Consider the following 13,793-nt stretch of genomic DNA (forward strand, 5'->3'; position numbering starts at 1 on the left):
AAATGACTGACGGCATCGTCCAACTCGGGCCGATCGCGCTGGCGGCGGACCGGCTTCTGGCGGTGGCCCTCATGCTCGCTTTCCTGTTCGCGATGGACAGGATTGCGGTGCGTTCGGGCCGGACCGATGCGAAAGCGCTGGGTGCCACCTTGCTGGTGGCCATCGTCGCGGCACGCGCGGCCTATGTGGCCAAGCATTGGACGGCATTTTCCTACGACTATCTCGACACCATCGCGATCTGGCAGGGCGGCTTCGTCGCATGGGCCGGTTTCGTCGCGGCGGCGCTGTTTCTCGGCTGGCGGCTGCGCAAGGGGCGGGCGCTGATCTTGGCCGAGGCGGCGCTGGCCCTATGCGCTCTCGTGTGGTTCGCGGGCGCCGCGGCACTGAAGCCTGCGCCTTATCCGATGCCGGACCTGCCCGCGCTGACGACGCTGGAGGGCGAGCCGTTCGATACCGCCTCGCTGAAGGGGCGGCCCTACGTCGTGAACGTCTGGGCCATCTGGTGCGCGCCCTGTCGCCGCGAACTGCCCATGCTGACCGACGAAGCAGCCCGCAGCGACATACCGGTGCTTTTGGCGAACCAGCGCGAGGACGCCGAATCGATCATGCTATATTTTGACGACGCGGGCTTCCTGCCCAGCGGTGTCGTTCTCGACGAAGAAGGCGTTCTTGGCCGCGATCTTGGCAACGGTACGATCCCGACGACGGTTTTCGTCGATGCCTCGGGAAAAGTGGTGACAACACACGTCGGCGAAATCTCGCGAGCCGGCTTCCGCGAAGAAGTTGCCGGGATCAGCGAATAGCGGCCTAGTCGCCTGCTTCGACGATCGTTTCCATCACCACGAAGGATGACGTGCTCGACACGTTGGGCAGGGTGGATATCCGTTCGCCCAGAACCTGCCGGTAGCTGGCGATGTCGGCGGTTCTCACTTTCAGCAGGAAGTCGAAGTTGCCCGCGATCATATGGCACTCCTCCACCTCCTGAACCTCCAGCACGGCTTTGCGGAATTCGCGCATCGACTTGTCGCCGGTGTCGAGCAGCTTCACTTCGGCAAAGGCGATCTGGCCAAGGCCCAACTTCACCGGGTCGATCACCGCGCGGAAGCCGCGTATGTACCCTTCGTCCATCAGCCGCTTCATGCGCAGCTGGCACGGCGTCTTGGACAGACCGACACGGCGCGCGAGTTCGGTCACGGTGAGCCGCCCGTCCGTGCGCAATTCTTCGATGATCCGACGGTCCAGTCGGTCGATCGGACCTTGGCTTTCGGGATATTTAGGCATTTCGATCAGTTAGTCCCGTGAAGAAAGGTACGAACCGGCATGCGATATGCCACTCTTTGGTGCCTTTTCCTATCTGCTCGGTGATACCTTGCAGCATCACACTGACCGAGAAGGCCCGCCCGTGGACTTTCACTACCCGTTTGCTTCCTTTGCTCCCCCCGTTCGACCCGCGTCGCGCCTTCGCAAGGCGATCACGGCGGCATACCGACGTTCCGAACCCGACTGTGTCGAGGCGCTGATCCCGCAGGCCGAATTGCCGGTCGATCTGCGCGCGCCCGTGCGCGACCTGACCGAGAATCTCGTCCGTTCCCTGCGTAAGAAGGGCCAGCGCGGCGGGGTCGAGGGACTGGTAAAGGAATACTCGCTCTCCAGCCAGGAAGGCGTGGCACTGATGTGCCTTGCCGAGGCCTTGCTGCGTATTCCCGATGCCGACACGCGCGATGCGCTGATCCGCGACAAGATCGCCAACGGTGACTGGCAGTCGCACCTGGGGCAGGGCCGCCCGCTGTTCGTCAACGCGGCTACGTGGGGCCTCGTCGTCACGCGCAAGCTGGTGTCGAGTGTCAACGACAAGTCGCTTGCCACCGCTCTGACCCGCGTGATTGCCCGCGCCGGCGAACCCGTCATCCGCCAGGGCGTCGACATCGCGATGGAACTGATGGGCGAACAGTTCGTGACCGGCGAGACGATCAAGGAGGCGCTGAAGCGCGCCCGCGTCTATGAAACGAAGGGCTTTTCCTACAGCTACGACATGCTGGGTGAGGCGGCGACGACCGCTTCGGACGCGGATCGGTACTACGCCGACTACGAACGCGCGATCCACGCGATCGGCAAGGCTTCGGCAGGGCGCGGCATTCACTCCGGCCCGGGCATCTCGATCAAGCTTTCCGCGCTCTTCCCGCGTTATGCCCGTTCGCAGGCACACCGCGTGATCGAGGAACTGACGCCCAAGGTGCTGGAACTGGCGAAGCTCGCCAAGTCCTACGACATCGGCCTCAACATCGACGCGGAAGAGGCCGACCGCCTCGAACTCTCGCTCGACATCCTCGAAGACCTTGCCACCGACGAGGCGCTGGCCGGTTGGGACGGGCTGGGTTTCGTCGTGCAGGCCTATGGCAAGCGTTGCCCCTATGTCATCGACTGGCTGGTCGATCTTGCCCGCCGCGCCGATCGCCGCATCATGGTGCGTCTGGTCAAGGGCGCCTACTGGGACAGCGAGATCAAGCGCGCGCAAGTCGACGGGCTGGAAGATTTTCCCGTCTTCACGCGCAAGGTCCACACCGACGTGTCATACCTCGCCTGCGCGAAGAAGCTCCTCGACAACCGTGACGTGTTGTTCCCACAGTTCGCGACGCACAATGCGCAGACGCTGGCCGCGATCTATCACCTTGCCGGGCCCGACTTCAAAATCGGCGACTGGGAATACCAGTGCCTGCACGGCATGGGTGAGCCGCTTTACGAGGAAGTCGTCGCGGCGAAAAAGCTGAACCGTCCGTGCCGCATCTATGCGCCGGTCGGCACGCATGAGACGCTGCTGGCCTATCTCGTGCGCCGCCTGCTTGAAAACGGCGCGAACTCAAGCTTCGTGCATCGCATCTGGGACGAGGGCGTTTCGGTTTCCGACCTTGCCACCGATCCGGTTGAGCAGGCGAAGACGATCGTTCCGCGCGGGTCTTCGCACGATGAAATCCTGAACCCGCGCGACCTCTACCCCGAACGTCGCAATTCCCGCGGGATCGACTTGTCGAATGAATTCTCGCTCGCCGCGCTGTCGGACAAGCTGGAGCAGTCGGGCCGCGAGATGCCGGTGGCAGGGCCGATGGTCCCGGGCCTTGGCGTCGAACGCAAGCGGATGCCGGTTCGCAATCCCGCCGACCTGCAGGAGATCGTCGGATACTGCGCCTTTGCCGTCGAACGCGACGTGCGCCATGCCGCGCGCGAAGCGGCCAAGGGCGAAGCGAAATGGGCCGAAGTTCCGGTCGAGGAACGCGCCGCCTGCCTCGAACGCGCGGCCGACATGATGGAGGCGGACATGGAACGCCTCATGGGCCTCACCATGCGCGAGGCGGGCAAAAGCGCGGCCAACGCCATCGCCGAAGTGCGCGAGGCGGTCGACTTCCTGCGCTATTACGCGGTGCAGGCACGCGAGATGTTGGCAGAAGCCGAACCGCTCGGCCCTATCGTCTGCATCAGTCCGTGGAACTTCCCGCTGGCGATCTTCGTCGGGCAGGCCGTTGCCGCGCTGGTCGCAGGCAACAGCGTTCTGGCCAAGCCTGCCGAGGAAACCCCGCTGATCGCGGCAGAGGCGGTGCGTCTGCTGCACCGTGCGGGCATTCCCGAAAGCGCACTGCTGTTCCTTCCCGGCGCGGGCGATGTCGGCGCGGCGCTGGTTGCCGCGCCCGAAATCGAGGGCGTGATGTTCACCGGCTCGACCGAAGTGGCCAAGCTGATCGAAAAGGAACTGGCCACGCGGCTGTCGCGCCACGGCGCGCCGATCCCGCTCATCGCGGAAACCGGCGGGCAGAACGCGATGATCGTCGACAGCTCGGCGCTGGCCGAACAGGTCGTCTCCGACGTTATCGGCAGTGCCTTCGACAGCGCGGGGCAGCGTTGTTCGGCGCTGCGCGTCCTGTGCCTGCAGGAAGAGATCGCCGATCGTCAGCTTGCCATGCTGAGAGGCGCACTCAACGAACTGTGCATCGGCAATACCGAGATGCTGCACACCGACGTCGGCCCCGTCATCACGCAAGAAGCGCGCGAGATGATCGAGGGCCATGTCGCCCGCATGGAAGAGGCAGGGTGCAAGGTTGAACGCGTCGCCCTTCCGCCTGAGACGGAGCGCGGCACGTTCGTTGCTCCCACGATCATCGAGATCGCCTCCATCGACTGGCTGGGCCGCGAGGTCTTTGGCCCGGTGCTGCACGTCGTGCGCTACAAGCGCCGCGACCTGATGAAGCTGATCGATGCGATCAACGATACCGGATATGGTCTGACATTCGGCCTGCACACGCGGCTGGATGAGACGATCAGGCAGGTGACCGACCGGATCGAGGTCGGCAACGTCTATGTCAATCGCAACACCATCGGCGCGATTGTCGGCGTGCAGCCTTTCGGCGGCTGCGGGCTGTCGGGGACGGGTCCGAAAGCGGGCGGTCCGCTCTATCTGGGCCGCCTCGTCCGTACCGGTGCCAAGGTCGCGCTTCCCGATGCGCCGGTCGAACTGCCGGGACCGGTGGGCGAGAAGAACGTCTATGAACTGAAACCGCGCGGCGAAGTGCTCGTCGTGCCCAGCACGCGGGACGGGTTGGTGAAGCAGCTGATGACCGTGCTTTCGGCTGGCGGCAGCGCGGCGATCCTTGCGGGCGAACACATGCGCGACATCGTGGTGCCCGACGGGCTGTCGGTCCGCTGGCTGGACGTGCTGCCCGACGATTGCCGCTGGGGCGCTGCCCTGATCGAGACTCCCGATACCGACACGCTGGGCAATATCGCGGCGATGGGCGGCCAGATCCCGCTGCTTCAGGCACCGGGCCCCGATGGCCATTACCACCGCGAATGGTTGCTGGAAGAAGTCTCGACCTCGACCAACACCACGGCGGCGGGCGGCAATGCGAGCCTGATGGCGCTCGCTTGATCTTGATGGCCTAGGTATTGAGCCCCTTCAGCGCGGCGAAGGGGTTCTCCTTCTCCGGCTCTTCCAGGCCGACCTCGGTGCGGATACGTTCCGCATCGGGGCCGGTCGCGAAGGGATCGATGGCCAGCGCAAGGCTCTGCGCTACGGCCTCGCCGACGTCGAAACGGTCGCCCGAATAGGTGATTTCGTCACAATCGCTGGCGTCAAGCTCGATTTCCTCGTCCGGTGCGCTTGCCTCGCCCTCGGGGACGAAGCGGAAAAGCAGCGGTTCGTCGATCTCGGCAGGAAGGTCCTCGCCCGAAATGGCGCAGGACTGCACGATGGATGCCTGAAGGCGGCCCGTCGCGGTAACGACCATGCCGTCCTTTTCGAGCACGACGCTGGCGTCGAGCGATTCGACGCTGACAAGGCCGAAGCGTTCGGCCAGCCGGTCGCGTTCTGCCGCGTCGGCGGTCACCACGATCTCGCGCCCCTGCGCCTGGCCGACGGAGACCCAGCGGGAAAGTTCGGACAGTTCATGGGTCATCGCGTGATCTCCCCTGCAAGTAGCTTTTCGAAAGGAGTCGCCGAAATGTCGGCGTGCAAGGCGCGCAAGCCCTCGGCCAGCGGCAGGGCACTGCCCGCGCCATCGTTCCGCGTCACGTTACGCTCCGCCGCCTCGGCAAGATCCGCGTCCGTGCCGTCCAGCCCGTCCTTGTAGGCCCCGATCCGCCCGCCGAGCGCAGAGACCAGCTTGCCCATCGACTTGCCGACGACAAGATCGCCCACGCCCGCTTCGCGCAGCTGGCCATCCATGTCGTCGATGAAAAGCTCGGTCAGCCGCGCCGCGGCCTCTACGTCACCTTCTTCGTTCAGGCGGATGATGACGAGTGCGGTTGCCGCCGTCACCATGTCGAACCGGCCTTCGACGGTATCCGCAACATCGCGCATCGCGTACCAGTGCGGCTCGCGCGCGATTTCGACGATCCGGTGCCACAGCTTCGTCAGGTCGCCTTCGCGCGGTCGCCCGAAGATCCGGTCCAGCAGTCGCAACATCGAAACGCTCCATTCACGCCGCGCACCCGCACGGTCATTCATCCAAGATTAAACCCGCAAGGCCCAAGCGCCAAGCGCTCGAACCGCCGGGGCGGGCACCCTTAAGTTCACAGGGACTGTGCCCGGCGCCTTGTGCGCGCGGCGCACTGACACTAAGGCTTCGTGCGAAGATATAGGCACACCGTGCGATTGGCGAAAGGCGCGTAGGAACACAATGGCGACGAACCGCAGCGAGAAGACTGTTTCCGTGCTGAAGATCGCGGCTTTCGCGGCCCTGACGCCGATGCTGCTGGCGGGCTGCACGTCGATCAAGGATCGTCGCGGCTATGTCATGGACCAGGCGTTGACCACCGCGATCACGCCGGGTCTCGACAATCGCCAGTCGGTCGAAGGCACACTGGGCCAGCCCAGCTTCGCCAGCCAGTTCGGCGATCCGGTCTATTACTACGTTTCCAGCACGACCGAACAGCGCGTGTTCGGCCAGCCCGAGATCGAGGGTCACGAAGTGCTGAAGGTCGCATTCGATGCGGCCGGTAACGTGTCGTCGGTGACGACGGCGGGCATGGACGACGTACGCGACATCAACCCCGACGGCGACAAGACGCCGACCCTGGGCCGCGACCGCGGCTTCCTCGAAGACCTGTTCGGCAACATCGGCGCGGTCGGTGCCGGCGGCATGGGCGGCGGGGTCGGCGGGGGAACGAACGGCAGCTGAGGCAGGCCGAACCCGTTCGATATTGAACCCTCGTGCCGCGATCCCATATCGCGGCCATGGACGGAAATTCACATCATCATTCGGCCCACGGGCTCACCCCGTGGCACGGCACCACCATCATCGGCGTGAAGCGCGGCGGCAAGACCGTCGTCGCCGGTGACGGGCAGGTTTCCATGGGCAATACCGTGATGAAGCCCAACGCCCGCAAGGTACGCCGCCTTGGCGAAGGCGGCCCGGAAAAGGGCAAGGTCATCGCCGGGTTCGCTGGCGCGACCGCCGATGCCTTCACCCTGTTCGACAGGCTTGAACGCAAGCTTGAACAGTATCGCGGCCAGCTGATGCGCGCCGCGGTGGAACTGGCCAAGGACTGGCGTACCGACAAGTATCTGCGCAACCTCGAGGCGCTGATGATCGTGGCGGACAAGGACGTCCTCCTCGTCATCACCGGTAACGGTGACGTGCTGGAACCCGAAGGCGGGATCACGGCGATCGGGTCGGGCGGAAACTACGCCCTGTCCGCCGCACGCGCGCTGGTCGACTACGAGGACGATCCCGAAACGATCGCCCGGAAGGCGATGAAGGTCGCCGCCGATATCTGCGTCTTCACGAATGACAACGTGACGCTCGAATCCGTCGAATCCTGATCGAAAAGACAATCATGAAAAACCTGACCCCCAAGGCCATCGTCGCCGCGCTCGATGAACACATCGTCGGCCAGAAGGACGCCAAGCGCGCCGTTGCCGTTGCCCTGCGAAACCGCTGGCGCCGTCAGCGTCTGAAGGACGAACTGCGCGACGAGGTCACGCCCAAGAATATCCTGATGATCGGCCCCACCGGCTGCGGCAAGACGGAGATCAGCCGCCGGCTGGCCAAGCTTGCCGACGCGCCTTTCGTGAAGGTCGAAGCGACCAAGTTCACCGAGGTTGGCTATGTCGGCCGCGACGTCGAACAGATCGCCCGCGATCTGGCCGAAGAAGCGATCCGGCTGGAGAAGGACCGCCGCCGCGAGGCCGTTCGTGAGGCGGCCAGTGCCGCGGCGATGAAGCGGTTGCTCGACGCGCTTGTCGGCGATTCCGCCAGCGAGGCGACGCGCGAAAGCTTCCGCCAGCGCGTGGTCGACAACCACCTCAACGACAAGGAGATCGAGATTGAGGTGGAGGACACGCCCAATCCCTCGATGGAGATCCCCGGCCTTGGCGGCAATGTCGGCATGATCAACCTGTCCGACATGATGGGCAAGGCGTTCGGCGGGGCCAAGATGAAACGCCGCAAGCTGACCGTGGCGCAGGCCTGGGACAAACTGGTCGACGAGGAATCCGAAAAGCGGATGGACCAGGACGACGTTGCCCGCGTCGCGCTGCAGAACGCGGAAACCAACGGCATCGTCTTCCTGGATGAGATCGACAAGATCGCCGTGTCGGACGTTCGCGGCGGTTCGGTTTCGCGCGAAGGCGTGCAGCGCGACCTGTTGCCGCTGATCGAGGGGACGACGGTGGCCACCAAGTACGGCCCGATGAAGACCGATCACATCCTCTTCATCGCATCCGGCGCGTTCCACGTGTCCAAGCCTAGCGACATGCTGCCCGAGCTTCAGGGCCGGTTGCCGATCCGCGTCGAACTGCGCGCGTTGACCGAGGAAGACTTCATCCGCATCCTGTCGGAAACGCGGGCGAACCTTGTCGAACAGTACAAGGCCCTGATCGCGACGGAAGAAGTCACCCTGGACTTCCAGCCCGACGCGATCCGCGAAATCGCCGCGACAGCGGCGCGCGTGAACGAAAGCGTCGAGAACATCGGCGCCCGCCGCCTGCAGACGGTAATGGAAAAGCTGCTGGAAGAAGTCAGCTTCGACGCCGAGGAACGCACCGGCACGACCGTCACGATCGACGAAAAGTACGTGCGCGACAAGCTGGGCGAACTGGCCGGCGACGCGGACCTGTCGAAGTATATCCTCTGATCGCTAACGCGCCGGTCGCGGAGCGACCGCTTCCGGCGCTTTCGTGCCGCGGCCATCCACAGCTGCAACATGGTTTCACGCCGAACCGTTTTTCGGTTGCGATGGCGGTCAACCCGCGGACTCGCTCCTGTGTAAAAGTAATGTTACCCAATGCGTAACGCGGCTCTTGGGACTCGAGTCGCGCAGCATACGGGACGATGCTTACATGGACGGTCGCACTGGTCAGGTCGGAACGATCCTGTCCGAAGCAAGGCTTCGGCAGGGCCTTACTCTTGCCGATATTGCTTCCTCTACCAAGGTTTCGACGCGCTATTTAAAAGCGCTCGAACACGACGCATTTTCCGAACTTCCCAGCAAGATCCACGCGCTCGGCTTTGCCCGCGCCTTTGCGAATTGCGTTTGCATCGACGCGGACGAGATTGCCGATGCCGTGCGTGCGTGCCTGAATAAGTCGGGCGACGGGCAGGGCGCGTCGGACATCCGCCACGAACGCAAGCGCCGGGGCCGTCCCGTCGCCAACATGATCGGAGCGGCGCGGTCCTTCTTCTCGCTCTGACGCGAGCGTTTCGAAAAAATTTTCCTACATCCGACGGCGGCGTCATGATGGGCGCCGTTCTTTCCTGTCGTCGATCCTGCCGCTGACCTGTCACCCAAGCTGGTCGTGTGCGAAACCCGCCTAGGCCGCGGCTTTGCGATGTGGCGCGAGTGGGTGACAGGGTGTCACCTTTGTCACCCGCTGCAAACCCGATCGGTGCGGAGACCCAGGTTCACTGAGGGGCCCAGACTCAATGAGGGGCCAGCCCGATTTCCACCCCGGTCTTGTCGGTCAGCGCGAACTTGTCGACCAGGTCCGCGCTTGCCGTGTTCAGCCCGACAACCTGAACGCTGCGCCCATGGCGGCGCATACGTTCCACCACCTTGTCCAGCGCGCCGACGGCCGAAATGTCCCAGAAATGCGCGGCGGTCACGTCGATGACCACGTGCATCGCCGCGTCCTCGTACTGGCCTTCGGGGCCCAATGCCTTTTCGAACCGGTTGACCGAGGCGAAGAAGATCTGGCCTTCGACCTTGTAGATCGCCTTGTCGCCTTCGCGGACACGCACCACCGAGAACATGCGCTGGACCTTGCCGGCGAAGAAGATGCCTGACAGCAGCACGCCCGAAAGCACGCCGATCGACAAGTCGTGCGTCGCCACGACCATGACGACCGTCGTCACCATGACGACAGAGGACGGCCAGGGGTGCTTGCGAAGGTTCGGGATCGAGTTCCACGAGAACGTGCCGATCGAGACCATGATCATGACGGCGACCAGCGCGGGCATCGGGATCTGACCAACATAGGGGCCAAGCGCCGCCAGAAGGATCAGCAGCGTGACGCCTGCGGTCAGTGTCGAAAGGCGCGTGCGGCCCCCGCTCGTCACGTTGATGACCGACTGTCCGATCATCGCGCAGCCGCCCATGCCGCCGACCAGAGAGGCGCCGATATTCGCCACGCCCTGGCCCCAGCATTCGCGGCGCTTGTTGGAATCGGTGTGCGTCATGTCGTCCACGATCTGCGCCGTAAGCAGCGATTCCAGCAGACCGACCGCCGCCATCGCCGCCGAATAGGGCGCGATGATCTGCAGCGTTTCCCACGTCAGCGGGACGTTGGGCAGGACGAGGCTGGGCAGGCCTTGCGGCAGGTCGCCCATGTCGCCAACGGTAAAGACCGGCAGGCCCAGCGGAATGGAGATTGCCGAGAGCACGATGATCGCGACCAGCGGCGAAGGCACCGCCTTGGTTACGCGCGGCAACAGGTAGATGATCGCGAGGCCGCCCAGCACCATGGCGTAAGTATGCCAGGTCACGTTCGTCAGCTGCGGCAGCTGCGCCATGAAAATCAGGATGGCGAGCGCGTTGACGAAGCCGGTGATGACCGAACGGGAGACGAACTGCATCAGGAGGTCGAGCCGCAGGACCGATGCGATGATCTGGAACAGGCCCATCAGGATCGTCGCGGCAAACAGGTATTCCACCCCGTGATCGCGCACCAGCGGCACGACCAGCACGGCAACCGCCGCCGTCGCCGCCGAGATCATGCCCGGACGGCCGCCGGTGAACGAGATGATGATCGCGATGGCGACCGAGGCATAAAGGCCCACGCGTGGATCGACGCCCGCGATTATCGAGAAGCCGATCGCCTCGGGAATGAGGGCAAGGGCGACGACGATACCGGCAAGGACATCGGCACGAATGTTCGAGAACCAGTCGCGCTTCAACGCTCCGGGCTGGGTCATGGGCTCAGCTTTCCACTGTGTCTTCTTCAGGAGAGGCGGGCGCGTCCCGCCTTCATGTTGCGCCTGCGAACTGCCCGCTTGTCCGCCGTTTGGCAAGCCCCGCCCGGGACGCGGGACGAATTGCGTGTCCTTGGGGTCACGGGTGGGGTAGCCTCGCGCGCCGGCCACGAGTCGGCGAAGTTTGGGGGTAGATGACATGAAGAAGATGGCCACTATCGTCGCGGTCCTTGCCTTGGCCGCGTGCAATGACACTGCAAGCGAACCGCCCGTTGTCGAAGAGACCATGACCGCCGAACCGGTCGAGGCAGCCGCGATGGGCGTCGACGGCAATCCTTCGTGGGGCAAGTACAAGGTGACCGCCGGCGACGGCACGACTTACGATTACGACGTGCGCGAAGACGGTACTTATACAGCCGTTGGCAGCGATGGTTCGAACGTCACCGGTACCTGGACCGAGGCCACGCCCGGTGCATGGTGCGAAACCCCCGAAGGCGGGGAAGAGGCTTGCTACACCGAAACGATGAACGAGGACGGCACCTGGACTGCGACCAGCAATGCCGATCCGGCGAATGTCGCGACAGTCGAACGGGTCGAGGGCTGATCTTTACAAACGCCGTGGGTTGCGTTGGCTCACGGCGTCGTTTCCTGACAAGGGGGCGCAATGCTTGAAGGCGGATGCCACTGCGGGGCGGTGCGCTACGAAGTTACCGGCGACCCGAACCACGTCTCGGTCTGCCACTGCACCGACTGCCGTCGGTGTGGCGGCGCGACGAGCGTTGCCTGGGCGGGCTTTCCGATCGAGAACCTGTCGCTGAGCGGAGACACCGCGGTCTATTGCTCGACGCCGGGGGTTGAGCGGCGCTTCTGCCTGATCTGCGGGACGGGCCTGTTCTACACGAGTGTAGAGGCTCCGGAGCAAGTCGATATCCAGATCGCCACGCTCGACGAGCCTGACGAACTTGCGCCGACCAAGCACGTCCAACTGGCCGATGCGGTCGGCTGGGAAGCGAACCTTCACGAATTGCCCCGCTATCAGCGGTTTCCGGAAAACGACTAGGCGCTATTCCGCCGCGTTCGACAGATCGTCGCTCTCCGCCTGCTGGCGCGACCACATGTCGGCATAGAGCCCGCCCATACGCAAAAGGTCGTTGTGGCTGCCGCTTTCGGCCAGCTTGCCACCGTCGAGCACGAGGATGCGGTCGGCATCGGCCACCGTCGACAGGCGGTGCGCGATGGTCAGCGTGGTGCGGTTGCGCGCCACGGCCCGCATCGTCTTCAGGATGTCCTGCTCGGTCCGGGAATCGAGCGCGCTTGTCGCCTCGTCGAACAGGATGATCTCAGGATTTTTGAGCAGGGTGCGCGCGATCGCCACGCGCTGCTTCTCTCCGCCCGACAGCTTCAGGCCACGTTCGCCCACTTCGGTTTCGTAGCCGTCGGGCAGTCGTTCGATGAAGTCGGCAATCGCCGCACCGCGCGCCGCTGCCTCGATCTCTCCGCGGGTCGCGCCTTCACGGCCATAGGCGATGTTGTAGCCGATGGTGTCGTTGAACAGCACCGAATCCTGCGGCACCACGCCGATATGTCGGCGCAGCGATTCCTGCGTGACGGTGCGAATGTCCTTGCCCGAAATCAGGATGCGCCCGGCTTGCGGATCGTAGAAGCGGAACAGGAGCCGTGCGATCGTCGACTTGCCCGCGCCCGACGGGCCAACGATTGCGACGCGCTCTCCGGCTTCGACCGCGAAAGTCAGGCCATGCAGGATCTCGCGGTGCTTCTCGTAACCGAAGCGCACCTTGTCGAAGACCACGGTAGGCCGTCGCATGTCCAGTGCAGGCGCGTTCGGCGCATCGGACACTTCCAGCGGCGTATCCATCAACTTGAACATCTCGGCCATGTCGATCAGGCCCTGCCGGATCGTGCGATAGACCATGCCGAGCATGTCGAGCGGGCGGAAGAGCTGGGTGAGGTAGGTGTTCACCAGAACCAGATCGCCGGTCGTCAGGCGTCCCTGGCTCCATCCCCACACGGTATAGGCCATGGCCCCGCCCATCAGCAGGTTCATGATCACGGCCTGCGCGATGTTGAGCAGGCCGAGCGAATTCTCGCTCTTGGTTGCTGCGTTGGCATAGGCACGGGTGGCGCGCTCGTACCGCTCCTGCTCGCGATGCTCTGCACCGAAGTACTTGACCGTTTCGTAATTCAGCAGGCTGTCGACCGCGCGCGACAGCGCCTGTCCGTCAAGGTCGTTCATCTGCGCGCGCAACTGGGTGCGCCACTCGGTGATCCAGCGGGTGACGAGGACATAGGCGACGACCGTCGCGGCCGTCGCGGCCACAAGTGTCCACCCGAAGTTGATATAGAAGACGACCGCCACCGCGATCAGCTCGATCACGGTCGGCGCAATGTTGAACAGCAGGAAGTAGAGCATGGTGTCGATGCTCTTGGTCCCGCGCTCGATCGTCTTGGTAACCTCCCCGGTTCGGCGCGACAGGTGGAATTTGAGCGACAGGCGGTGAAGCCGAGCGAACACGTCGGCGGCCAGGGTCTGCGTCGCGTCCTGCGCCACCCGCTCGAACGCGATGTTGCGCAAGTTGTTGAACAAGACGCCCGCAAACCTGCCCGCGGCATAGGCGATGACCAAAGCCATGGCCGCCATCGCCGCCGCGTTGCTCGGCGTCGTCATCGCATCGATGGCGTTCTTGTAGGCAAAGGGCAGCGCCAGCGTCGTCGCCTTGGCGATCAGCACCATGAACATGGCGATGACGATCCGGCGGCGCAGGGGCGTATTGCCCTTGGGCCAGAGGTAAGGAAGGAAACGCTTCATCACCCGCCAGTCGGCAGCGGTGTCGAGCGTTTTTGTCGTGGCATGATCGGGCGGCATCGCCCCTTATCTAG

The 13,793-nt window shown here is 64.2% G+C and carries 13 protein-coding genes; 8 read left to right on the forward strand and 5 right to left on the reverse strand.

All coding sequences use genetic code 11. The annotated features are described in order from the left end of the window. Nucleotides 1-2: 2 nt before the first annotated feature. A complete protein-coding gene (locus tag A9D15_RS07810; RefSeq protein WP_082924338.1) occupies nucleotides 3-803 on the forward strand; it encodes a TlpA disulfide reductase family protein in 801 nt (266 codons plus the stop codon). 4 nt (nucleotides 804-807) lie between these two features. Here A9D15_RS07810 and A9D15_RS07815 read toward each other — a convergent pair whose 3' ends face one another. Beyond that, on the reverse strand, nucleotides 808-1,281 hold the full coding sequence (locus A9D15_RS07815) for an Lrp/AsnC family transcriptional regulator (RefSeq protein WP_066763710.1): 474 nt from the start codon (nucleotides 1,279-1,281) through the stop codon (nucleotides 808-810). A 121-nt stretch (nucleotides 1,282-1,402) separates the two neighbouring features. Here A9D15_RS07815 and putA point away from each other — a divergent pair, with 121 nt between their 5' ends. Beyond that, nucleotides 1,403-4,915, forward strand: a complete 3,513-nt coding sequence (gene putA, locus A9D15_RS07820; RefSeq protein ID WP_066763713.1) for a bifunctional proline dehydrogenase/L-glutamate gamma-semialdehyde dehydrogenase PutA — start codon at nucleotides 1,403-1,405, stop codon at nucleotides 4,913-4,915. Between the two features lie 10 nt (nucleotides 4,916-4,925). On the opposite strand, the gene A9D15_RS07825 is transcribed toward putA, so the two are convergent. Together A9D15_RS07825 and A9D15_RS07830 are read right to left on the reverse strand one after the other, a co-directional pair. Then, nucleotides 4,926-5,441, reverse strand: a complete 516-nt coding sequence (locus A9D15_RS07825) for a YceD family protein (RefSeq protein WP_066763717.1) — start codon at nucleotides 5,439-5,441, stop codon at nucleotides 4,926-4,928. Beyond that, on the reverse strand, nucleotides 5,438-5,950 hold the full coding sequence (locus A9D15_RS07830; RefSeq protein ID WP_156521703.1) for a ubiquinol-cytochrome C chaperone family protein: 513 nt from the start codon (nucleotides 5,948-5,950) through the stop codon (nucleotides 5,438-5,440). The genes A9D15_RS07825 and A9D15_RS07830 overlap by 4 nt, the downstream gene beginning before the upstream one ends. Before the next feature lie 214 nt (nucleotides 5,951-6,164). On the opposite strand from A9D15_RS07830, the gene A9D15_RS07835 reads away from it, so the two are divergent. The 4 genes from A9D15_RS07835 (at nucleotide 6,165) to A9D15_RS07850 (ending at nucleotide 9,178) form a co-directional block, all read left to right on the forward strand. Continuing rightward, nucleotides 6,165-6,665, forward strand: coding sequence for an outer membrane protein assembly factor BamE (locus A9D15_RS07835; protein ID WP_082924340.1), 501 nt, complete (start codon nucleotides 6,165-6,167; stop codon nucleotides 6,663-6,665). A 56-nt stretch (nucleotides 6,666-6,721) separates the two neighbouring features. Further along, nucleotides 6,722-7,309, forward strand: a complete 588-nt coding sequence (hslV, locus tag A9D15_RS07840) for an ATP-dependent protease subunit HslV (protein ID WP_066763719.1) — start codon at nucleotides 6,722-6,724, stop codon at nucleotides 7,307-7,309. Between the two features lie 11 nt (nucleotides 7,310-7,320). Beyond that, complete coding sequence (hslU, locus tag A9D15_RS07845; protein WP_156521704.1) at nucleotides 7,321-8,622, forward strand: ATP-dependent protease ATPase subunit HslU; 1,302 nt, start codon at nucleotides 7,321-7,323, stop codon at nucleotides 8,620-8,622. Nucleotides 8,623-8,827: 205 nt separating this feature from the next. Continuing rightward, nucleotides 8,828-9,178 (forward strand): helix-turn-helix domain-containing protein, encoded by a 351-nt coding sequence (locus A9D15_RS07850; protein WP_066763722.1) that lies wholly within the window; start codon nucleotides 8,828-8,830, stop codon nucleotides 9,176-9,178. Between the two features lie 229 nt (nucleotides 9,179-9,407). Here the strand turns inward: A9D15_RS07850 and A9D15_RS07855 are convergent, their stop codons facing one another. After that, nucleotides 9,408-10,898: a SulP family inorganic anion transporter gene (locus A9D15_RS07855; RefSeq protein WP_066763724.1), complete on the reverse strand. Its 1,491-nt coding sequence runs from the start codon at nucleotides 10,896-10,898 to the stop codon at nucleotides 9,408-9,410. Between the two features lie 196 nt (nucleotides 10,899-11,094). Between A9D15_RS07855 and A9D15_RS07860 the strand changes: the two genes are divergently transcribed. Together A9D15_RS07860 and A9D15_RS07865 are read left to right on the forward strand one after the other, a co-directional pair. Then, nucleotides 11,095-11,499, forward strand: coding sequence for a hypothetical protein (locus tag A9D15_RS07860; protein WP_066763727.1), 405 nt, complete (start codon nucleotides 11,095-11,097; stop codon nucleotides 11,497-11,499). A 60-nt stretch (nucleotides 11,500-11,559) separates the two neighbouring features. Beyond that, complete coding sequence (locus A9D15_RS07865) at nucleotides 11,560-11,955, forward strand: GFA family protein (protein ID WP_066763728.1); 396 nt, start codon at nucleotides 11,560-11,562, stop codon at nucleotides 11,953-11,955. Nucleotides 11,956-11,958: 3 nt separating this feature from the next. Here the strand turns inward: A9D15_RS07865 and A9D15_RS07870 are convergent, their stop codons facing one another. After that, nucleotides 11,959-13,779: an ABCB family ABC transporter ATP-binding protein/permease gene (locus tag A9D15_RS07870; protein ID WP_066763729.1), complete on the reverse strand. Its 1,821-nt coding sequence runs from the start codon at nucleotides 13,777-13,779 to the stop codon at nucleotides 11,959-11,961. Between the last annotated feature and the right edge of the window lie 14 nt (nucleotides 13,780-13,793).

Origin of the sequence: Croceicoccus pelagius, from assembly GCF_001661915.1 — a bacterium.
Lineage (GTDB): Bacteria > Pseudomonadota > Alphaproteobacteria > Sphingomonadales > Sphingomonadaceae > Croceicoccus > Croceicoccus pelagius.